Annotated in this window: 20 protein-coding genes and 1 pseudogene; 6 read left to right on the top strand and 15 right to left on the bottom strand. The window is 55.3% G+C overall.

The window, feature by feature from the left end; all coding sequences use genetic code 11:
• Positions 1–411 precede the first annotated feature (411 nt).
• Positions 412–633: a hypothetical protein gene (locus RIFP1SYM_RS17520; protein WP_240992092.1), complete on the bottom strand. Its 222-nt coding sequence runs from the start codon at positions 631–633 to the stop codon at positions 412–414.
• A gap of 468 nt (positions 634–1,101) precedes the next feature.
• On the opposite strand from RIFP1SYM_RS17520, the gene RIFP1SYM_RS11265 reads away from it, so the two are divergent.
• The 5 genes from RIFP1SYM_RS11265 (at position 1,102) to RIFP1SYM_RS11245 (ending at position 6,313) form a co-directional block, all read left to right on the top strand.
• On the top strand, positions 1,102–1,911 hold the full coding sequence (locus tag RIFP1SYM_RS11265; protein WP_138921934.1) for a cytochrome c: 810 nt from the start codon (positions 1,102–1,104) through the stop codon (positions 1,909–1,911).
• Between the two features lie 178 nt (positions 1,912–2,089).
• On the top strand, positions 2,090–3,796 hold the full coding sequence (locus RIFP1SYM_RS11260) for a tetrathionate reductase family octaheme c-type cytochrome (RefSeq protein ID WP_039960356.1): 1,707 nt from the start codon (positions 2,090–2,092) through the stop codon (positions 3,794–3,796).
• Positions 3,796–4,458: a cytochrome b/b6 domain-containing protein gene (locus tag RIFP1SYM_RS11255; protein WP_005964529.1), complete on the top strand. Its 663-nt coding sequence runs from the start codon at positions 3,796–3,798 to the stop codon at positions 4,456–4,458. The genes RIFP1SYM_RS11260 and RIFP1SYM_RS11255 overlap by 1 nt, the downstream gene beginning before the upstream one ends.
• 323 nt (positions 4,459–4,781) lie before the next feature.
• Entirely contained in the window at positions 4,782–5,762 is a 981-nt protein-coding gene (locus RIFP1SYM_RS11250) for a T-complex 10 C-terminal domain-containing protein (protein ID WP_005964527.1), read from the top strand.
• Positions 5,759–6,313, top strand: coding sequence for a hypothetical protein (locus RIFP1SYM_RS11245; RefSeq protein ID WP_138921936.1), 555 nt, complete (start codon positions 5,759–5,761; stop codon positions 6,311–6,313). Before RIFP1SYM_RS11250 ends, RIFP1SYM_RS11245 begins: the two co-directional genes overlap by 4 nt.
• A gap of 22 nt (positions 6,314–6,335) precedes the next feature.
• Here the strand turns inward: RIFP1SYM_RS11245 and RIFP1SYM_RS11240 are convergent, their stop codons facing one another.
• Entirely contained in the window at positions 6,336–6,878 is a 543-nt protein-coding gene (locus RIFP1SYM_RS11240) for a thermonuclease family protein (protein ID WP_006475724.1), read from the bottom strand.
• Between the two features lie 461 nt (positions 6,879–7,339).
• Between RIFP1SYM_RS11240 and RIFP1SYM_RS17515 the strand changes: the two genes are divergently transcribed.
• Positions 7,340–7,771 carry a hypothetical protein gene (locus tag RIFP1SYM_RS17515; RefSeq protein WP_005964519.1) on the top strand — a complete coding sequence of 144 codons (432 nt, stop codon included), beginning with the start codon at positions 7,340–7,342 and terminating at the stop codon, positions 7,769–7,771.
• 36 nt (positions 7,772–7,807) lie between these two features.
• On the opposite strand, the gene RIFP1SYM_RS11225 is transcribed toward RIFP1SYM_RS17515, so the two are convergent.
• The 13 genes and pseudogenes from RIFP1SYM_RS11225 to RIFP1SYM_RS11170 all read right to left on the bottom strand — a co-directional run bounded on the left by RIFP1SYM_RS11225 (position 7,808) and on the right by RIFP1SYM_RS11170 (position 20,717).
• Positions 7,808–9,388, bottom strand: a complete 1,581-nt coding sequence (locus RIFP1SYM_RS11225) for a nitrite reductase (RefSeq protein WP_006475726.1) — start codon at positions 9,386–9,388, stop codon at positions 7,808–7,810.
• Positions 9,389–9,395: 7 nt separating this feature from the next.
• Positions 9,396–10,582 (bottom strand): annotated as a pseudogene (nirJ, locus tag RIFP1SYM_RS11220) (heme d1 biosynthesis radical SAM protein NirJ).
• A 54-nt stretch (positions 10,583–10,636) separates the two neighbouring features.
• Positions 10,637–11,140 carry a siroheme decarboxylase subunit beta gene (ahbB, locus tag RIFP1SYM_RS11215; protein WP_005964508.1) on the bottom strand — a complete coding sequence of 168 codons (504 nt, stop codon included), beginning with the start codon at positions 11,138–11,140 and terminating at the stop codon, positions 10,637–10,639.
• A complete protein-coding gene (locus RIFP1SYM_RS11210) occupies positions 11,130–11,366 on the bottom strand; it encodes a hypothetical protein (RefSeq protein ID WP_006475728.1) in 237 nt (78 codons plus the stop codon). Before RIFP1SYM_RS11210 ends, ahbB (RIFP1SYM_RS11215) begins: the two co-directional genes overlap by 11 nt.
• Before the next feature lie 88 nt (positions 11,367–11,454).
• On the bottom strand, positions 11,455–11,898 hold the full coding sequence (locus tag RIFP1SYM_RS11205) for an Lrp/AsnC family transcriptional regulator (RefSeq protein ID WP_006475729.1): 444 nt from the start codon (positions 11,896–11,898) through the stop codon (positions 11,455–11,457).
• The gene (ahbB, locus tag RIFP1SYM_RS11200) at positions 11,898–12,374 is read right to left on the bottom strand and encodes a siroheme decarboxylase subunit beta (RefSeq protein WP_005964498.1); all 477 of its coding nucleotides are present in this window, start codon (positions 12,372–12,374) and stop codon (positions 11,898–11,900) included. The genes RIFP1SYM_RS11205 and ahbB (RIFP1SYM_RS11200) overlap by 1 nt, the downstream gene beginning before the upstream one ends.
• Entirely contained in the window at positions 12,365–12,811 is a 447-nt protein-coding gene (locus RIFP1SYM_RS11195; RefSeq protein WP_039960357.1) for an Lrp/AsnC family transcriptional regulator, read from the bottom strand. The genes ahbB (RIFP1SYM_RS11200) and RIFP1SYM_RS11195 overlap by 10 nt, the downstream gene beginning before the upstream one ends.
• Before the next feature lie 67 nt (positions 12,812–12,878).
• A complete protein-coding gene (locus RIFP1SYM_RS11190) occupies positions 12,879–14,054 on the bottom strand; it encodes a cytochrome D1 domain-containing protein (RefSeq protein WP_370443653.1) in 1,176 nt (391 codons plus the stop codon).
• Between the two features lie 14 nt (positions 14,055–14,068).
• Entirely contained in the window at positions 14,069–14,398 is a 330-nt protein-coding gene (locus RIFP1SYM_RS17015; protein WP_005964492.1) for a c-type cytochrome, read from the bottom strand.
• Positions 14,399–14,490: 92 nt separating this feature from the next.
• Entirely contained in the window at positions 14,491–14,829 is a 339-nt protein-coding gene (locus tag RIFP1SYM_RS11185) for a plastocyanin/azurin family copper-binding protein (protein ID WP_006475731.1), read from the bottom strand.
• A gap of 22 nt (positions 14,830–14,851) precedes the next feature.
• Positions 14,852–17,683, bottom strand: coding sequence for a NapC/NirT family cytochrome c (locus tag RIFP1SYM_RS11180; RefSeq protein WP_005964488.1), 2,832 nt, complete (start codon positions 17,681–17,683; stop codon positions 14,852–14,854).
• A gap of 97 nt (positions 17,684–17,780) precedes the next feature.
• Positions 17,781–19,409 (bottom strand): cytochrome D1 domain-containing protein, encoded by a 1,629-nt coding sequence (locus RIFP1SYM_RS11175; protein ID WP_005964485.1) that lies wholly within the window; start codon positions 19,407–19,409, stop codon positions 17,781–17,783.
• A gap of 624 nt (positions 19,410–20,033) precedes the next feature.
• Entirely contained in the window at positions 20,034–20,717 is a 684-nt protein-coding gene (locus RIFP1SYM_RS11170) for a bacteriohemerythrin (protein ID WP_005964482.1), read from the bottom strand.
• Between the last annotated feature and the right edge of the window lie 93 nt (positions 20,718–20,810).

Genomic DNA, 20,810 nt, shown 5'->3' with positions numbered 1-20,810 from the left:
TTTTTGTGAAGGCCTCAGCCATGGGGATGCTCCTCTTGCGGATAAAAACGGCGAATGTATTAGAAAAAAGTAGGGAACAAAGAGCTTTGATCTTGGTCAAACGCCTAATTGCTAGATTAGGGAGCCTCTGATTAAGTCTGGACGAAGTAGATTATAATTCAGAATATTTAGCTTCAAGGCGCAAATCGCACGTAAAGCTACCGCTCCTTGCTCACGCCCCCCCTACACCCCTGTAGGGGATAGCTGGCTATTGCGAAGCAGAAGCTGGATATTCTAGACACAAGATACGAGTTAATGGCTTTATCAGAGGCTCTCTATAGATGGCAGAAGAGAGCAAAGGAAGGTGCATGAGGAGACCGACCGACAAGGCGTGCCGTCCGGCGATTTCCACTATTTACACCAGACCCCGGCTCAATCCAGCGCATCAGCAGGCCTGGTATTGGCATGGTCGCTATCTTCGCTGGGGCTGACCCCAGGCGGCATGCGGTTTTCGGTCAAATGCTGATAGAGCCGACTGCTCTCCCCATCATACGGGATGACGCTTGAAATGCCCGGCTTGCCCGGCACGATGACGGCCCGACGTGACTCCTCTACCGCTCCACGGAGAATTCCTTCGCAGCTAGAGAGGTCCAATCCCCGATAACTTTTAGATGGATCATTGGAGCTGTGGCAGACAATGCAGGTAGGGCCATTGCCAAATACATTGGGGGTGCCACGATTAATCATTAGCTGAGAAGAATGTTGCCCCGCAGAACCAACGCCTCAACCGCCCCATGATCCCCTAGCCTGATCTTGCGCCACATTTGATGCGTGACACTGGATGAATTTATCGCCCCCCCTCTGCTGCTGGCAATACCATCGGAGCGACCAGAGACACAAGCACCACCAGCACACACTCCATGCAGAGAAAGACAGGAACCCTGTCTGCTAATCGACATCGGATATCCCCCCGCTTTGGATGGCACCGTTTACGCCACCCTAAAATTGCAACAGAAGCTATAGCAGGGCAACATGCTCACGGCCCACCGAGTCTTTCCAGTCACTTCACCCTGGAGCTAAACCTTGATTACCCGCACCGCTTTGTCCCTACTGCTGAGCACGATGATCCTTCTCTTGAGCAGCCCTGCCCAGGCTGAGACCGTATCGGAAAAAACCATCAGGCTGCCCCCTACTTCCCTCGCAGCCTGGTACCGGCCCGACAACAAACGCCAGGTCTGGCTGCACAACATGTTCAAGCTGCGTAGGGAGATGCTGGCTGTCTCCGACTATCTGGCGCTGGAAGATGCGGCTGGCGTCGCCAAGTGGTCGGAACGGCTGGCACAGCACTACCGAAAAATCGGAGAGATGGTGCCGGAGTGGCAGGAGGAGCTGGAAGCGGATCTGATCAGCCAACTGCAACAGTCCGCGCAGCAAGGAAACTATGAAGAGGCCGCCCGGTCACTGCGTAAACTGGGGCTGAACTGTCGTTCCTGCCACCGCGACTACCGAGCGGTGACTGCTGCGATTTATCGCACACCGGACTTCAGCCAGATCCATGTGGAAGACTCTGAAACACTCGAAGAAGAGCCGTATCGAAGAGTCATGGAGCGTCTCACCCTGCTGGTCAACCGGATCAAGATTGCCAGTGAGGATGAGAGAATGCAGACTGCGCTCGAGAGCCTGGATAATCTTCGCCAACGGCTCGATGACCTTGGGCAGAGTTGTGAATCCTGCCATAAGGACAATGCCCCCAAATCCCGAATACTCGGCACTGAAACAGAGAAATCCCTGGCGGCACTTGAACAGGCGATCAAAGCGGGAGAACAAAAGAAAACAGGGCGTCACCTGGGAACACTGGCCGTCCAAGGCTGTGCCCGTTGTCACAGCGTGCACCGCACCCTATATGATCTCAAAGGTGCAATTGCACCTTAACAAGATCTAGCTGCCCCCTTTTTCCGACACCCCCATTGACAATTATCAAAACGGTTTTATTAATCGCCGGGTAGACTCCGGCGTTAGTGTGATGAAGGTAATTTACACTCCGCATAGATCTGCACAGATCTGTCATTGTCAGCGCCGCTGATCGGTGTTTACAGGGGACATCGTCAAGATGAGCAACAAAAATCCCCCGGCCTTCACGCGCCGGGTTTATATTTTTAACTTCCTCTCTTTAACCCTCTCGATCCTGATTCTGGCCTTTTCCTGGGCGACAACAGCCCTGGCCACTTCGGATTCCAAAATCGAGATGGGCATCTCTGAATACAAAAAAACGGATGAAAACCACGCGATTGTCAGGCCTAAAAGAGAGCGCAAGTCAACCACAGACCATTCAAAGCTGAAGGAACTTCAAGGCCCGTTTTCCAGCGGCCCTGAAGTGACAAAAGTCTGCCTCGAGTGTCACAACACGGCGGGGCATCAGTTCATGAAGAACAAGCACTGGACCTGGGACTACAAGCACCCGAAGACGGGACAACACCTTGGCAAGAGCGTGTTAATCAATAACTTCTGTACCAATGCCAGGGGCAATGAAGGCATGTGCGCCCAGTGCCATGCCGGTTATGGCATGGACAGCTCAGATTTCGATTTTACAAACCAGGACAACATCGACTGCCTGGTCTGTCACGAATCCACAGGTACCTACTACAAGACACCCACGTCAAAAGGCAACAAGGCCTGCTCCATCATGTTCGAGGGCAAGCCAGCCATCGACTGGACCAAGATTGCCCAAAGCGTTGATATGCCGAGTCGCAGCAATTGCGGCAAGTGCCACTTCTACGGTGGCGGTGGCGACAATGTGAAACATGGCGATCTCTCATCTGTACTGTTCGATCCGCCCAAAGCAGTCGATGTTCACATGAGTGAAGCCGGCGAAGGCTTCACCTGTGTCACCTGCCACGTGGGCGAAGGTCATGAGTGGGCCGGCAGTCGTTACGAGATGCTGGTCAACGACGAGACAGGCACCGGCAAGCCCGGCATGCCCCGCGAAGTCGCCTCATGCGAAAGCTGTCACAGCGATTCGCCTCACCCCATCACCTCAGTCAAGGGGATCAAGCTCAACAGCCATACTCAGCACGTGGCCTGTGAAACCTGCCACATTCCGGCCGTCGCCAGGGGCGGTGTTGCCACTGAGGTCGATTGGGACTGGCGCACCATGGGCAAGCTGAAAGATGGTGAGGGTTTCAAGCTGAAGGAGTATACCCAGGGTAATGGCCATCACCGCGCCACCTACAAATCGATCAAGGGTAACTTCACCTATGCCGAAGACCTTGAGCCCATGTACGCCTGGTTTGATGGAACCATGAACTACACCACGATTGACACTCAATTCGATCCATCAAAAGGCCCGATTGAGATCAACAGCTTTTCCGGATCCTATGATGATCCCGGTTCACGCATCTACCCGTTCAAACGCATGCACACCACACAACCCTACGACAAGGGCAATAACACGCTGGTCTATATGCATCTATGGGGTAATGATGAAGACGCACTCTGGGGCAACTACGATTTCGGCAAGGCCATCGAGGCAGGAATGAAGAAAAACGGCATCCCCTACAGTGGCGAATGGGGGTTTGTCGAAACCTACTCCTACTGGCCCATCAACCACATGGTGGCGCCAAAAAATGACGCCCTGGATTGTTCCAGTTGCCATGCAGATGATGGCAGACTCAATCACCTCAAGGGTTTCTACATGCCGGGTACGGGCAGGAATAAACTGCTCGATCTTATCGGTTTGTTGGCTGTCCTCGGCACCCTGGCTGGTGTACTCGGACACGGCGCGCTGCGCATGATCGCCAACCGCAGGAGGAAAGTCTGATGACAATGCATAAGATTCTAGTCTTCAAGCGGTTTGAACGTATCTGGCACTGGAGTCAGATGGCACTTATCTTCACCCTGCTGTTCAGCGGATTTGCAGTACACGGCGTCCACAGTCTGATCAACTTTGGTGATGCAGTCACTGTTCATACCTGGACCGCAATTGTGTTGCTGCTGATCTGGGCATTCGCCATCTTCTGGCTCTTCACAACAGGGCAGTGGCGCCACTATATCCCGACCGGGGAAAATTTCATCAAGGTTGCCCGTTTCTACGCCTTCGGCATCTTCAAAGGCGAGCACCATCCATACCGGAAGACCTACCGGCGCAAGCACAACCCCCTGCAGGCGCTAACCTATCTCCTGCTCAAGATCATGATCTTTCCTGCGATCTGGATATCCGGCATCGCCTACCTGCTGATCAGTTTTGGGCAGGAGGATATTTTTGGCTGGATAGGACTTGGACTCATTGCCCTGATCCATACCATCGCAGCGATCGCTGTCCTGGTGTTCGTCATCGCTCACGTCTATCTGCTCACAACAGGCCACTCGTTCATTGACCACGTAAAACCGATGATCACCGGCTACGATGATGTGGAACTGTCTGATGAGGAGTTAGCCTATCTGAAGGCAGATGAACCAGGTGTGATAAAAGAAGCCGATTAACAAACTTCTGGAAAGTAAAATCAGAAGACCCAGCGCACGATCAAGCGCTGGGTCTTCCCTTGTTTGAGAGGGCTCTGACTAGAAACCGCGCCTCACATCAAATCCAATAATAATATTCAGGTAGGTTTCACTATCGCTTCTACCATTTTGCCTGTGCCCCATTTTTTCTGTTCATGGATTAACACTATTGCAAAAGGGAACCAGCAACTCTCTTTGCTGCCCGCCGGCTTACCAGACCTTTCCGGGAGCCCACCAAAACCCTCTATCCTTGCCCCCCACCTTGACACACCCCAACCCTTTGCTAGGTTTCAGGAAGGAGCTTCATGGATAAAGAGAGAGCTTATATGCCTTCCACCCTGAGCCTATACTCCGCCTGCAGATGGCAGTTAAAAGCGATCATTCCACTTTTTTTTACCATTTTCTGTGCGACCCTATCGGCCACAGCAAATGCGGCTTTACCCGATCTCACCCTGCGAGTGAAGGCTCCTAAGGAGACCCAGGCAGGCTCGATTTTCGAGGTAAAGGTTAGCGTCGCTAACCGAGGCAAGGCAACAGCCCGAGGCTCGCGTTCATATCCCACAGGCTATATGGTTGACCTGTTTCTGACCCGAGGAAAGATACCTCAAGGCTTTGCCCGCTACTCGCAATCCTACTTCGATGGCGTACTGCTGAAGGGAGGGCGCATCGACAGGACAGTCGATCTAGCCGAGAGCAATAGACATGTTTATCAGACAGAAGTCAGCACATCGACCGACACGCCACCCGGTAATTATAAGATATGCGCAAGAGTAGATCCTGCAGGCAGGGTCAGGGAAACTAATAAAAAGAATAATTTGAGCTGCCTAAACATAAAAGTTATCAAAAAAATCGGCCGCCAGACCTTTGCAGGGAAGGATCTGAAAATGGTCAATAAGGGGCCGCCCTTACGCGCACATAACGGTTCTCAGGGCACAATGGGAGGCCCAACCAAACGAACCGTGTTGCCGGATGGCACCATGGAAATCCTTCTGCCAGACGGCATCAGGCAACGTCGCGCTCCCAACGGACAGATCACAACCATCCTTCCAGACGGAACGCATATGACCTCAAAAGCCATTCAGGTACCGATGGATGAATTGCCGGCATTACCATCTGATTTGAGTGACTGGGGCAAAAAAGCCAGCGACGCACTACTGCAGATCATCCAAAACCTACTCACCGAAGTGGAGTTCAACGCCTACCAGCAGACGGAAATAAACAAGCCATTTTATCCCAGGATGGAATGGCGCATTCGCAGCATCGACTTCCTGACGAGGGTGAAATGAGCGCTCTCAAACCAACATCAAGGGCCAGGATGCTCTGCATCGGCATTATCCTTCTCTGTCTCTTACCTGCCCCCATTCTCGTATCAAGTGAGGAAACATCACCCACCGAAGACTTGGGACTTATCGATCAGATGACACAGACACTGGAGGCCGAGCACGCAAATCAGTTTGCACCCACAATGTTACCAACAGAGGTGCTGGCACCCGCGACAGCGCAATCAATGCAGCAGGCACTCAAAGCTTATTACGACTATCGCACTGTCGGATATGAACACCGCAGGTCAGTTTTCAGATGGCAATTGTTGTCATCAAAGATCATCTTCGTCATCGTCGTTCTGCTGGTGAGTGCCGGCATCTATTTTTCCTGGCTCCAGTTCATCAAGGGATTGAGGACAGACAAAGACCGCTCTTCCACAGAAACCACCTTCGAGGCATCCGCCAGCGGCGTCAAGGTAAGCTCACCGGTACTGGGGGTCATCATCCTGGTCATCTCCTTGGCGTTCTTCTATCTCTACCTGGTATATGTCTACCCGATCGAAGAGATTCTTTGAGCAATGGACAATCAGTCAACAGCTATTCGCTCCGCCTCCCCCAACGCACTGCAATCTCGCGATACTCTCCCCACAAGCCACGTTTCTGAGCAAACGCCTCTCCCTCCATCTTCTTCAACCGCTCCCGAAACACACTGTCCAGCGGATAACGATTGAGCACTACCGCATAGCCATCAGTCACCATCTTCTCATTCAGGCTGTTGCCCTGATCGTCCAGCACCACCAGCGAAATACGCCCATATTTATCACGACGATTCAGGTCGCCACTCAACATCACCTGTTGACCAGGAGTCACAAGGCGCCTGAGATACGTAGTGGACGCCGCGCCTATCGACAATAGAACATCCTCACTCAGGCCGGTGCGCTGAACATCACGCTGCAACTTGGGGTTAGAGGTATCCTCCGGCGCATCGATCCCGGCCAACTGTATGCGTTCAGCGCCTCCAGCGATTTCCACAACCAGGGTATCGCCATCCTCCACCTGCTGAAGCCGGTAGAGCGACTCTGCCGCAATGGCATGCTGAGCGATGAAAAGAAAAAGTGCAGCCAGAGTAAGCATTCGCATGGGGCAATAACCTGAAGAATTTAACGGGGCAGCCAGAAGATAAAAAACAGGCAAAAAACTGTGACGGCGATAAAAAACAGCACAAACCGGGCACGCGCTCCGGCCCGATAGCCCCGCTTCTGATAATGGGAGACACCGCCACAATGAGGACACTCAGCTAGATCCTCAGCGATCTTTTTGCCGCAGTAGAGACAGTTCACCTCAGACAAAACGGTGCCTCACTTTTGTTGTTCCTTAAACATGGTGCCAAACAGACGAAAAATCTTATAGGACACCAAGAGATAAAGCATAAAGCCTGCAACCAGGCCCAACAGAGCCAAGCCTTGCATTATTGGCGTCCAATCCGAGTTGAGCAATAGGATCAGCAGGATGACACAGACGACCCTCATGATGGCCAGCGCAATGCCATCGACACTGATAAAAGCAAATGTCCTGCCCAGACTGATCAGTTCTGGCTTATAATGTCGTCCGAGAAAAACGATGGCCTTTCTCCTTCTGACAGCAGTGGAACCACTCCTTTGATTATAAAGAACAAATCACACCTTCTCATCCTCCTTTCGAGTGCCCTGCTGGTTGCCTGCAGTGCCCACCCTGGCGCCGGTATTTGGGTGCCAATGGATGAGTCAGACACACTTTATTCCAAAATTGCAGTGACGTTTGAAGGACGTGCTGAACTGTTTGTTGCCGATAGAGAGACGCATCTGTTGCGCTGTTTCTGGGGGGGCATCACGGCAAACAGCATCAGCATGGATTGCATCTCTGCCGATGATGAGTCGGAAAAACATCTGTTCACGCTGCAGGTCAGCGACGACGGCATCGGGATGCTGAGCGAAGCGGACAAGACTCTCGGCCTGTTTCGCCGGACCAATGAGAATCCCTCCCCCAGAGAATAGCGACGCATTGACGCCCCACGGCCTGTCACGCCGGTCTCAGTGGCTGGTGCCTCGCGAGCGGGTCAGTTTGTTATGCACATTGTACTTTCCGGATGGCTTCTTCATCGGTAACCGCTTGACCTCTTCCAGGGTATTGGCGTCGTAGATCACCAGTGCCCCATCCATATCCCAGATACTGACCAGAGCGTATTTCCCGTCCTGGGTGAACTCCACATGGGCAGAGGTCTTGCCAGGAGCCGGCTTCAGAGTCTTGACGATCTCCAGGGTCTGTTTGTCGATCACATGCATCAGGTCTTTGTTGGGACCGAAGAAGACATCGACCCAAGCGTAGCGGCTCTTCTCATGGCTGCGCATGAAAAAACCAGGGCCTTTTGTCGGAATACGCTTGATCACCTCCCAGCTCTGCATATCGACGATGCTGACCTCCGGCTTTTTGATATTAGGCGTGGCCAGCACCGTGCGGCCCTGATACTCCCAGGTGATGGCGGAGCTCAGGTGCGGCATGCCCGGCAGGCTGACTTGAGCAACGGCTCGCTTCAGATCAAGATCCACTACCTGACCTGCGCTACCCTCTTTTCCCTTATCCATGCCCCGCGAAGTACCGATCACCCGGTCATATTCCTGGGTGAGAAAGAAGTCATCGAGATAGCCTTCGACACTGATGCGGCGCACCGGAAACCGCGCCTCCTTATGGGCATCCCCGGAGTCTTCGCGATAATCATGGACCCAACCGGAAAAGCCCGACGGCGGCTTGTCCATATAGCCGATCTCCCAGACCTCCGGTATATCTTTCAGCGCGGCGACAAAGCTCTCTCTCGGGTCTGCCGTATAGACCGCACTGACCCGTGAACTGGCGCCATTTTCATCTACCACATCGATCACCTTGAGCGGCGACAAGTCCCGGGCATCCAGAATCACCAGGGTATGGGGCAGATAGTTGGCCACCGCAACATAGCGACCATCATGGGAGACGGCCAGGTTGCGGGTATTGATGCCGGCCCGCACCTCGGCCACATACTTCAGATTGAAGACATCGAACTTGCTGATCCAGCCATCACGGGAGGCAAAATAGATATAGCGCCCCCCTTCGGCCCATTTGGGGCCACCATGCAGGGCAAAGCGAGTCGGCAGGCGATGGATCGGTTCGAAGCTGTCGCCATTCAGCAGGGTAGCGTGATGATCACCCAGCTCCACCACCATGAAGAGGTTGGAGATCTGCGCGTCAAACTGCGGCTTGTCTGGCAAGCTGCCAGGGGGATGGTATTCCAGCCGGCTGGCCTTGATCTCTTCCATACCCCAGGGCGGAATCTCCTTCAGCGGCGTGTAGATCATGGCCACCAGGGCCTCGATCTCCTTCGGCTTCAGGATCTCCCGGAAGGCAGGCATCTGCGAGGCGGGGCGGGTATCCCGGATCACATTGAAGGCAGCCTTTTTTCTCAGCCGTTTCAGATTCTGCGGCAACAGGGCGGGGCCCACCTTACCCAGCCGGTCGGCACCGTGGCACTCGGCACAATGTTTCTGGTAGAGCACATTGGCATCGATCGCCGTCCACGCATTACCCACCATCAGCATACCCAACAGCCCGGCCAACAGGACACGAATCAGAACTCTCTTCATAGATGATTTATCCGGCGAGTAGCCGGTCCCTCGGACCATCATCCTCTACCCTAACTTCAATCCCGATCTCTTTATCGGTGAGATAACAGGCGGGATCCTCACTCCAAGCATCGCCGGTAAGCTGCCGGGCGCGCACACGAGTGTTGCCACCGCAGATATTGAAATAATGGCACTGACCACAACGCCCACCTATCTTGCGCGGTGATTGTTTGAGACCGGCCATGATCGGGTCTGAGGTGTCCTGCCAGATCTCGGAGAAGGGGCGCTGTTTGACATTGCCCAGGTCGTAGTCCCACCACATCGTGTCGGGATGGACCCGACCCTGATTGTCAATGTTGGCGATGTTGACACCGGAGCTATTGCCGCCCCACTGGATCAGCTTGTCACCAATGTGCTCGGCCTGCTCAGGGAAGCGTCGCTCCACCCAGCGCAACAGATAGACCCCGTCCGCATCGTTGTTGCCGGTGACAAACTCTGTACCCCGGCCCTCGGTCGCATCCTCCAGGGCGCGTTCGAACAACAGATCCATCGCCCAGCGGGTGGTGTTGAGGAAGACGTCGTCCTCACGATTCTTATTGCCCCGTCCGGCATAATTGAGGTGAGAGAAATAGAACTTGTTGATGCGCTCTTCGACCATCAGGTCGAGCAGCTGCGGCAGTTCCTCTGCGTTGTCCTGGGTCATGGTGAAGCGCAGCCCCACCTTGATCCCCGCATCCCGGCAGAGACGCAGACCGTGCATCGACTCTTCATAGGCCCCCTCCTTGCGGCGAAAGCGGTCGTGGGTCTCCCTGATGCCATCAATGCTGATACCCAGGTAGTCGAAACCCACCGCAGCGATCTTGTCGACATTCCGCTCATCGATCAGGGTGCCGTTGGTGGAGAGCGCAGTGTAGAAGCCCATCGCTTTGGCGCGGGGGCAATCTCGAAGATATCGGGCCGCAGCAAGGGTTCACCACCGGAGAGGATCAACACCGGCACCCGGAACTGCTTCAGGTCGTCCATTACTTCGAACACCTGTTGGGTGTTCAGCTCGTTAGGGAAATCGGTGTCCGCTGAGATCGAGTAGCAATGCTTGCACATCAGGTTGCAGCGTCGCACCAGGTTCCAGATCACCACCGGGCCCGGCGGATTGCGCTTGGGTCCCAGCGGCTTGGGCGCCAAGATCTCCTGCATAAATTGTGAGATTCTAAACATAGTCTTGTCTGATCCGCTCTTGGTGATCGACGCTCACTGGCAGCTCCGATCCACTCACACCCCAATTCTCATGCCGGTTTTTTTGAGGATCCGGCTACTAAAAAGAACCTCATGCGCCCGATTGTCGGCACCCAACAGCTCGGCGATGATCGCGGCCTTCTGCAGCACCTCATCCCGGTCCCGACCGTGGGCCATCGCAAACAGATTGTAGCGCCACTCCGGCAGATGGCGCGGCCGGTGATAGGCGTGGCTGACAAAATCCAAGGCGCCGATCAGCCGGCCATACTCCCCCACCTTCTCGTCCGGCACGTCCCATACCGTCATGCCGTTGCCACGAAACCCCAGGGTGTAATGGTTGGGCACCGCGCCGATACGTCGGATCACGCCACTCTCCAGCATCTGCTGCATGCGCCGCATCACCTCATCGGCCGTTGTGCCCAACTGTTCAGCAATCTGCTCATAGGGTTGCGGCGCCAGCGGCAGGCCGGCCTGGGTGGCGAGCACGATTTTGCGATCCAGCTCGTCCAGACCGCTCACCTGCTCAGGCTCAGTCGTCATCCTTTTGCACTCGCAGATCGGGCAGGTTGACCGCCCCCATCACATGCAGCACCACGCCGGCGCCGACAAAAAAGACGATGGTTGCGCCAAGACTGGCGAAGATGGGGTTGTCAGTTCCGATCGTCATGCCCTGATAGCCTGCCGCCAGTAGGGTGGCCAAGGCGAGCAGGTAACAGATGTAAGCAGAAACCAGGGAGATTTTTTGCGCGGGTTTACGTGTTTTCAAAGAAGGAGTTCTCATGTAGAGGGTTGGCTCGCCTGAGGCTACAGCGGGAATTATTGATTGATGAGCGCAGGGAATACCACTCATCGAGTTAAACCTCAAACTTCAGGCCAACAAAAAACTCCTCTTTTTTTGGCATGTTATAGACTCGATACCCTGTCTCCGCCTCGATCTCAGCCAATACGCTGGTGATGCGCTGCGAGGTCTCGGTGGCTAGCACAAACCACATGTTGAACTGGTGGTCGCGGGCATAGTTGTGGGCTACCTCCGGAAAGGCATTGACCTGCTCAGTCACCTGATCGAACGCCTCCTGGGGGATTTTCATGGCGCAGAGACTCAGGCCACCGCCCAGCCGCTCGGCATTGAATAACGGGCCAAAGCGCGAGAGTTGCTTCTTCTCAAGCATCTGCTCCAGACGCCGGATCAACTCATCCTCCGAGATGCCAAACTGCGCTGCTGCCTCACGATAGGGGTGCTCACAGAGGGGAAAACCGCCCTGCAGCTGATTGATGATGGCGCGGTCGATCTCGTCCATCACTGGTATCTGGCGCCACGCTGTTTGAAGCGTCTGCCGCTGAACAGGACCTTATGAGGGATCCCCGCCAGCCCTTGGGCCTCAATGATGCTCTCGATGTAGTTGAGCACCCGCTGGCGATCCTTACCGTGGATCATGCTGAAGAGGTTATAGGGCCACCCAGGCAGGCAGCGTGGACGCTGGTAGCAGAGGGTAACGCAGGACTCGTTGCTCAACTTTTCTCCCACTTCATCGAGGCGTGCATCGGGCACATCCCAGACAACCATAGCATTCGCGGTGTAGCCAAGTTCATGATGACGCACCACGATGCCCAGCCGCTTGATTACGCCTTCACGCTGCAGGTGGGCGATGCGATCAATCACCTCCTGCTCACGCATGCCGATGCGCTCACCCACCTCGGCGTAAGGGTGGCTGGAGAGCGGCAGCCCGCCCTGGATCTCGGCCACCAGCCGGCGATCCGCGTCGCTTAACACCATAGCGGGAACCCCAGATCGATATGAAACTGTTTCATTAGCGGCAGCTTCAACACTGGGTAGCCGGTCTGCTGTTCCATCTGCGCCAACACGGCGTCCAGCCTGGCCTGATCGGATGCGGTAACCACAAACCAGAGGTTATAGTCATCCTCACGCTCGTAATTATGATTCACCTCGGCATAGGCGCTGATTATCGCCGCCACCGCCTCCAGTTCTTCTGCTGGCACTGCAATCGCCGCCAGGGTGCTGGCGCCGATCTTCTTCGGCTTGAACACCGGACCCACCCGGCTGATCACGCCGATCTCCTGCAGCCGGGTCAGAATTTTCAACACCAGCGCCTCGCTGGTCCCGATTGTTTTCGCCATATCCGCATAGGGGGTCGGAGTGAGCGGCAAACCCTTCTGATATTCGTTGAGCAGTCGCTTCTCGAGATCGTTCAGCTCAACCGGGGCCGGGTTCAGTGTGCGCGGCTGACTCTGCGGGTAGGTCGGTGCCGGGTTTGCCATGTCACAATCCTGTCTGGTGAGCGCGGGAGGTGAAGAAGATGCCACTGGGCTTGTCCACCGACAGGCGGTGGGTTTGCTGCAGCGTACGGGTGTCGTAGATCTGCACCTCATCCTTGTCGCGGACCGAGATCCAGACCTCTTCACCGCGCGGCGAAAACTCCATGTGTAGCGTGCCCTTGCCGGGCTTCAGGGTCTTCACAATATCCAGGGTTTCGGTATCGATCACCTGTATGGTGTCGTTGTGGGGAAAGGCGAAGTTGACCCAGATCTGCCGGCCGTCGGGACGTGCCATGACGAAGACCGGTTGACCGTGAACCGGGATCTGCTTGAGCTCTCGCCACTCGGTGCTATCCACCACCAGCACTGAGTGCTGGCCCACAGCGGGCAAAAAGGCCCGGCCGCCAGCCATTGCCCAACCCTCAAGGTGAGGCATCTTGTAGACCGGCAGTTTCTGTTGGCCGCGGCCATAATCCTCCAGGATGAGGCGAGGCCCCTGTTCGGGATGCCAAAGGTCGAGCAGGGAGAGCCCGTCCTGGCCAAACAGACCGGCGATGTAGTAGCGGCCGTCCGGCGTGATCAGGGCGTCATAGGGCAGACGGCCGATCTTCTCGAAGCGCTGGATGGAGGGATTCGCCGGGGTATCCATGTCGATGATCCAGCTCTCACCGGAATCGTAGAGGCTGACCACGAAGCGCTGATCCGGCGCATCCACCAGACCAACGGTCTTCGAGCCCTTCTTGTTGCCCTCCCGGTCTGTCACTGTGGTGGCGGGGATATCCGCCACTAGAGAGAGATCGTCAGAGGAGAAGACCTTCACCCCACCCGGCTCATAGTTGGAGACCGCGATAAGTGAACCGTCCTGGGAGATGGCACCGCCGATGCTGTTGCCGCCCTGCACGATGCGTTTGACGATCCGACCACAGAGGATGTCGACCTTGGTCAGCCCACCGTCACGCCCGAAGATGTAAGCGTAGCGTGCATCCCGGGAGTAGACCGCCGAGGCATGGGAGAGATCACCCAGACCCTCGACCCGGAACAGCTCCCTGCGGGCGCTAGTATCCACCACCTTGAGGCTGCCGGCGGCACGTTCGATGATGATGCCCATGTCACCGGTGCCTCGGGTCAGGCACTCGGCCACCAGGAGGCTGGGGGCGAAGAGGATCAGCAATAGTAGCAGGGTGCGGAAGGACTTCACGGCCGGCGACCTCCCTGCTTGAGTTGAGTTGCCAACCACAGCGCCTCACTATCTGTAAAAAACGGGCGCCAAGGTGGCATCGGAGTACCAGGACGGCCATGTAAAATGGTCACGGCCAACTGCTCCACCGGCCACTGCTGCAGACGCCGAGGTGTCAGAGCCGGACCCAAACCACCCTCAAGACGCATACCGTGGCAGGAACCACAGTCGTGCCGCAACAGATAGAGAATCTCCGCCTGTCGCTGGGATGAGATTTCGGCCAGCGCAGCACCACTCATTAAGAGGGTGATAATCAGCGTCGACAGAGGGAGCAGATGCCTTTTCATACCGGTGTTTCGTTATTCACGCAGCAATTTATGGTGATGGGTAAGAAACTATCAGGTCGGTGCTCAAAGGCTTTGACATCCATCAAACCACGCTATTCAACACGAACGATACCGGTCATTTCCGGATGGGGGCCACAGCGGTAGGGAAACTCACCAACGCTATCGAAACTGCGTTCGTAGGTGTCATCGGGGAACAGGTAGTCGGATTCTGGATCGCCGAGCTGTTCGAACCAAACGCTATGATACTGGCGTTTTTCCCGGTTGACCCAGCGTACTGTCTGCCCCGCCTTGATACTGATCACCTGGGGCAGAAACTTGAACTTGATGATCTCTACCTGCGCAACTGCCCCCCCTCCTGCCGTGGCTGTTGTCATTATCGCAACAAGGCTTAGCGCCAACAGCGCCTGGCAGGAGAGTTTCAGTCTGATCATCAGGAACCTCAAGGTCATGGTGTTACTGCGCAGTGGCGTTGATCTCCGCCTTCTCGCTGTCGAATCCTAGCTTGTACCCCAGCGAGACGTGATGAAAACGCGCGTTGCTGTAGTCATCATGGATGGCAAAACCAATGTTGTAGAGCTGATCCTTCGCCAGCGGCAGATCACCTGGCTTATTGGTCTGAAGCTTGCGTTTCATCACCAGGGTCCAGACACCATCCTGCAACGATGCAGTCATCTCCGCCGCATCCCCCCCGCTCATGTTACGTTGCTCCAGGATGTGGCCATCCTCGGTCTCACCCTTGCCGGACTTGTAGCGGACCAGCTCCATATACTTATGAGCATCCATCTCCGCCTGCAACTCATCCGCACTCTTCAGCTTGTCCCAACCACCGCGCTTCTTGCCACGACGCCCCTTGACCTCGATCTTGCTGCGGCTCTCCTCGATGTACTTGGTCAGCCCCTGTGAGAGATCGAGCTGCTGAGCCACCGGACTACCGCCCGCCGTCTCAGCATCCGGCGTGTGGGGCATGCTCCGCAGGTCATGATGGCAAGTGCCCCAGCAACCAGCGCGGTCGGCATACTTAACATCGTCGGTGGCAAGCATCAGTGCCAGCTTCATCGGGTTTTCCGGGTCCATCTTGCCGCCCTCCACGAAGGGTACCGGCGCATGCTCGGAATCGTCCCAGCTGAAACGGAGATAGAGGTTCTCTCCATCGTGGGTCGACTCAACAGTGACCGGAATGCTGCCACGCTTGCCGGGGATCGGGGTGGGTTCGGCCTTGACACCGGTCACCATCTTTTTGCCCATGTCGGCGGTCTCTTTGTCGTGACAGGTGATACAGCGATCACCGGCCTTGACGAAGGGGCGGGCGCCACCGTGGTCCTTACCGGTCAGCACCCACTCCATGGAGGTCTGACCAGGATAGAAGAGGGTGACCTCCCGACTGGATGCCTTTGACCAATCGATATTGGCATCGAGAGCGGCATCGGTTGCCTGGGAAGTGCCAGTTGCTGCGGCCGGCACAGGGGCAGGGGCAGCCGCCTCACGCTTGACCGCATTGATCTCCACCTTGTCGTTATCGAAGCCGATCTTGTAACCCAGGGAGACGTGGTGAAAACGGGCATTGGTGAAGTCATCATGGATAGCGAACCCCAGATTGTAGACCTTGTCCAGCGCCAGACTCAGGTCACCGGGCTTGTCGGACTTGAGCTTGCGCTTCATCACGACGATCCAGTTACCGCCCTCCTGACGCGCATCCACCTCAAAGCCCTGACCGCCGCTCATCAGGCGCTGCTCCATGATATGACCATCCTCGGTCTCACCCTTGCCGGATTTGTAGCGCAGCAGGTCCATGAACTTGTGGGCATCCATCTCTGCTTTCAGTTCATCATCGCTTTTCAGTTTGTCCCAGCCACCGCGCTTCTTGCCGCGACGCCCCTTGACCTCGATCTTGCTTCGGCTCTCCTCGATGTACTTGGTCAGCCCCTGTGAGAGATCAAGCTTTTGTGCAACCGGACTGCCGTTTGCAGTGTCGGTATCCGGGGTATGGGGCATGGTGCGCGCGTCATGGTGGCAGGTTCCCCAGCAGCCAGCGCGGTCAGCATATTTAACCTCATCGGTGGCAAACATCACCGCCAGCTTCATCGGGTTGTCCGGGTCCATCTTGCCGCCGTCGACAAAGGGAACCGGCACATGCTCTGTATCTTCCCATTCAAAACGCAGGTAGAGGTTCTCCGTGTCGTGGGCCGCCTGCACACTGACCGGAATACTGCCGCGCTTGCCGGGGATGGGGGTGGGTTCGGCCTTGACACCGGTCACCATCTTTTTGCCCATGTCGGCGGTCTCTTTGTCGTGACAGGTGATACAACGATCACCGGCCTTGACGAAGGGGCGGGCGCCACCGTGGTCCTTACCGGTCAACACCCACTCCATGGAAGTCTGGCCGGGATAGAAGACAGTGATATTGCGTGTCGGCACGTCGCTCCAGTCGATGCCGAAGCCGGTAACCGGGCCGACCGCCGTAGTGGCTGCGGTCGCCTCACCCGCCTGCTGCGCCTTGAAGGCAGCCAGCGCATCGGCGACGGCTTTTTCGATGCGCGCCTTTTCAGCTTTCTTGGCCGCCATCTTGGTCTCGCGGGCCTTCTTCGCCGCGGCCTTCTCCGCTTCAGCCTGAGCCGCCTCTTTTTCCTCGACCCGCTTCAGACCTTCGAGGAACATCTCCGGCACTTCACGCACATACTTGGGGTTCGGTGCTTCCAGCTCCTCCAACTCCTCGTCGGAGAGCAGATCACGTACGTGCTTGTGGGCAATACCCTTGTGGCAGTCGATACAAGTCTGACCGGTCTTAAAGGCATTCAGATGCTGTTTTCTCGCCCGGGGTTTCTGAAACTCCGGGTTCATGGATTCAAAATTGTGACAGTTGCGGCACTCGCGGGAGTCGGTGCTCTTCATCGCATTCCAGACCCGCTTCGCCATAGTCAGGCGGTGCTCGTCGAACTTTTCGGGGGTGTCCACCGTCCCCAGGAGTTTGTGGTAGACCTCGTTACTCGCCTGGATCTTGCGCACCATCTTATGCACCCAGGGATCTGGCACATGACAGTCGGGGCAGGTGGCGCGTACGCCGGTGCGGTTGGAGAAGTGGATAGTGGGTTTGTACTCTTGGTAGACGTTCTCCTCCATCTCGTGGCAGCCGATGCAGAAATCTAGCGTATTGGTCGCCTCCATCGCGGTGTTGAAGCCACCCCAGAAGATGATACCGCCGATAAAAAACAGCAGAGCGCCGCCTACGGTTGTTCCTAAAATCAGCCGACGTGATGCCAGGCTCGGTTTTTTATATTGGTCTGCCATTTCTTAACCGCCCCAGAGAGAGAACTGAAGGTGAAAAAGCGCGGGCATGGAAGGACTCCATGCCCGCATTCGGTACTACCGAATCAAGTAACCCTGATCAGGTTACGTGGTTAACACGGTTGTGGACGTTGAACTTGCCGGTCGGTGCGTAGAGACCCTTGATGCGTGCCTTCTCTTTGAGGGTCTTGGCATCGAAGATGATGATCTCACCGTTAGGCTTCTTACTATCCGCACGGTTCCAGACAGAGGTCCAGACCTCAGAACCATCGTTGTTGAACTCGATGTGAACGGCTGCATAGCCTTTCTTCTCGGTCAGACGAATGGTCTTGACGATCTCGTGGGTCTTCTTGGAGATGACCTGGATCGACTGCTGAACTTCAGGCTCCGGGGTCTTGGTCTGGTCGGCCCAATAGTAGTCAGACTTGGGATGGGTGCGGATGAAGACACCGGGACCATCGGTCTCAACTTCGTAGCAAATCTTCCAGGCCTGATCCGGATGGCCAGCAGGATCGTTACCCCAAACGGTGATCTTGCCAACACCCAGATGAGTGGTACCACCGACAGGACCGCACTTGGGATCGATCCAGTTAGCACCAGGACCAGGATGGGGCTTCTTGTCCACATCGATCATGGCTTCCAGCTTGCGGGTCTTGGAGTCAATCACCACCATCTTGTTGGAGGCGTTGGCAGCGATCTGGAAGTAACGACCGGTCGGATCATAGAAACCGTCGTGCAGGTACTTGGCGGAGTCGATCTTGGTGATCTGCAGATTGTCGATATCGCTATAGTCGACCTGCCACATCTGACCCAGCTCCTTCATGGAGACCAGCCAGCTAGTCGCCATCGGAGTGTCGTACACAGCCGCAACGCGAGACTCGTTGACGTACTCACCATCCACATTCACGCCACGAGCAGAGACAACCTTCAGCGGCTCCATGGTCTTGGCATCGAGGATGACGAAGTGCGGCGGCCAGTAACCACCACCGATGACATACTTGCCGTCACCGGAGACGGCCACGTCACGGGCATCATAGGCGACCTGGGTCTGGGCAACCTTCATCTTATCCGGGGTCTGCCACAGATCAACCTTGGTCATCATGCCGTCGCGACCCATAACAAACCAGAAGCGGCCCGGATTCTCTGTGTGCAGAGTATTGTGATGCTCGACGGCCTTCAGCACATGCACGGCATAACCCGTTGGGATATGCGCAACGACCTCTTTCTTGTCACCGTCGATGATCGCAATCTTGCCCACATCACGCTCGATGACCAGGAAGAAGTTCTCCCAGTTGCGGCCATGCAGGGGCTTGGTGGGATAGTCTTTGGGGTCGACGAATACCTTGTGGCGCTCCTTCATCAGAGCCAGGGACATCTCCGGCGGGATCGGCGGCGTCTGCTGGATGTACTTGGCCATCAAGGTGATCTCGTCCTTCGACAGAATATCGTCGAAGTTGTTCATGCCACCCTCTGTACCGTAGGTGATGATCTTTTCGAGACGCGTCTGACCCAGCTTCTGAGTGTTCTTAGGTTCCAGGTTTTTACCAGTGGCGCCTTTACGCAAGGTGCCGTGGCAGCCAGCGCAGCGCTGGAAATAGATCGATTTTCCCTTCTCAAAATCAGCATCAGACATCGCAGGCGCACCGGCCGTAGCATTCAGAGCAAAACCGGACGACGCGATACCGACAGCAAGACCCAGGGCGGAAAGTGTAAATTTCGTCTTCTTCATCTAGGATGATCTCCCTCAAAAGCCAAATAACATGGCAAACAACATTGGCAGAATGGCAAAACCCCGCCATATGCCGGGTTATGTCATGTAGAGAGAAGTTAGACCTGGCTTAGGAGTTCCACTTTGATATGAGTCAAACCGAACTTTTTGGAGCGAAGCGACAACCTTCCGATCACATCATGACCAGCTGTATGGCTATCGATGGCTAGCCGCTATTTATCGCGAAAAAACAGTATATTGGCGGCTTTTAATGCTTAATCGGCGGTAGTGGCTTTGATATGAGGGGCCACTCTGAAGCAGAGTGCTGTTCGCATTAATCGATCTTTTATTCCCACTTTTATTGACTCGCATCAACTAAAGGGGACAGGCTCACCATTGCGCATGGCTGCTTCTGCTTTACTGTTGGGATACAACAACTGCTTTTGGCAGACATATATCAGATTCGCCCACTATACTTATGCACAGAATTGTTGCTTGACCGCCTATATCAAGGCAATCGATAAAGCTGAAAGTGGCGTTTGAATTGCAGCCACACACGATCTGCATAGCCAACGCCAAAGCTCCCCATAAAAAAAACGCCCCTTGCGGAGCGTCTTATCGAAGCACAGCCGTGTTTGTGCGGGCTTAGTAGACGCCTCTCTCATTCAAAAAAGAGGAGTACTGCTTGTCTGTCCCATTGATATGCTTGATCAACCACCCCTGAAGATAGAGCACTACCCCTTCCAGGGCTTCATGCCCTTTCTCCTCGTACTGCCGCACAAAAGAGTCCACCTCAGCAATCATCGCCCTGTGCTGCTCAACATGGCCATTAAAATCGGGGTAGTCGTACTTCTGCATCAAGCTCTCTTCGTTCTTGAAATGGTATTTTGTGTAGTCCACCAGCGCCTTCAGCGCCTGCTGCTCAAACTCCTCCCCCATATGGTACTTATACGCGGCTTGAAATTTATTCAGCAACTCAATCAATCTTCGGTGCTCATCGTCTATCTGGGCGATTCCGACGCTATAGCTCTCTTTCCAGACCAGTTGATCCGCCTGCGCTGCACGCTTATAGATAACTGGTATCGCAATCAGGATTGCGATCAATACCCAGGAGACCGGGTTATCAAAGCCAAACAAAAAACCCATGCCGGCGGCAACGACCAAGAGGGCCATAATGACGGCTAACATAAGTGGCTTAAGATTTTTCATATAAAAACACCATTGGAATTCAGACAGATTTTTGCTGCGCTCTATTTCGACCTGATGATCGTCGCATGCGCTGGGCGGATTCTGCAAACCATTCTGCAGTGCTGCAAAAGGATCGACCAAACCATTATAGATGCGGTCCCTGATCCAGGTGTGATTTTATAGAGTGACAATCTGTATTCTCCGCTCCACCAACAAACCGCTCCATACGCTGAA

Origin of the sequence: endosymbiont of Riftia pachyptila (vent Ph05) (assembly GCF_000224455.1) — a bacterium.
GTDB classification, from domain to species: Bacteria; Pseudomonadota; Gammaproteobacteria; order Chromatiales; family Chromatiaceae; genus Endoriftia; species Endoriftia persephonae.
This window is presented reverse-complemented; position numbering and strand designations above follow the sequence as displayed.

Coding starts and splice junctions, on each gene's coding strand:
- RIFP1SYM_RS17515 (WP_005964519.1), top strand. CDS start 7,340: ATGTCGTCCGAGAAAAACGATGGCCTTTCTCCTTCTGACAGCAGTGGA.
- RIFP1SYM_RS11240 (WP_006475724.1), bottom strand. CDS start 6,878: ATGCGAATGCTTACTCTGGCTGCACTTTTTCTTTTCATCGCTCAGCAT.
- RIFP1SYM_RS11175 (WP_005964485.1), bottom strand. CDS start 19,409: ATGAAGAAGACGAAATTTACACTTTCCGCCCTGGGTCTTGCTGTCGGT.
- RIFP1SYM_RS11225 (WP_006475726.1), bottom strand. CDS start 9,388: ATGAAGAGAGTTCTGATTCGTGTCCTGTTGGCCGGGCTGTTGGGTATG.
- RIFP1SYM_RS11245 (WP_138921936.1), top strand. CDS start 5,759: ATGAGCGCTCTCAAACCAACATCAAGGGCCAGGATGCTCTGCATCGGC.
- RIFP1SYM_RS11265 (WP_138921934.1), top strand. CDS start 1,102: ATGATCCTTCTCTTGAGCAGCCCTGCCCAGGCTGAGACCGTATCGGAA.
- RIFP1SYM_RS11255 (WP_005964529.1), top strand. CDS start 3,796: ATGACAATGCATAAGATTCTAGTCTTCAAGCGGTTTGAACGTATCTGG.
- RIFP1SYM_RS11260 (WP_039960356.1), top strand. CDS start 2,090: ATGAGCAACAAAAATCCCCCGGCCTTCACGCGCCGGGTTTATATTTTT.
- ahbB (WP_005964508.1), bottom strand. CDS start 11,140: ATGACGACTGAGCCTGAGCAGGTGAGCGGTCTGGACGAGCTGGATCGC.
- RIFP1SYM_RS11185 (WP_006475731.1), bottom strand. CDS start 14,829: ATGATCAGACTGAAACTCTCCTGCCAGGCGCTGTTGGCGCTAAGCCTT.
- RIFP1SYM_RS11205 (WP_006475729.1), bottom strand. CDS start 11,898: ATGGACGAGATCGACCGCGCCATCATCAATCAGCTGCAGGGCGGTTTT.
- ahbB (WP_005964498.1), bottom strand. CDS start 12,374: ATGGTGTTAAGCGACGCGGATCGCCGGCTGGTGGCCGAGATCCAGGGC.
- RIFP1SYM_RS17015 (WP_005964492.1), bottom strand. CDS start 14,398: ATGAAAAGGCATCTGCTCCCTCTGTCGACGCTGATTATCACCCTCTTA.
- RIFP1SYM_RS11180 (WP_005964488.1), bottom strand. CDS start 17,683: ATGGCAGACCAATATAAAAAACCGAGCCTGGCATCACGTCGGCTGATT.
- RIFP1SYM_RS11250 (WP_005964527.1), top strand. CDS start 4,782: ATGGATAAAGAGAGAGCTTATATGCCTTCCACCCTGAGCCTATACTCC.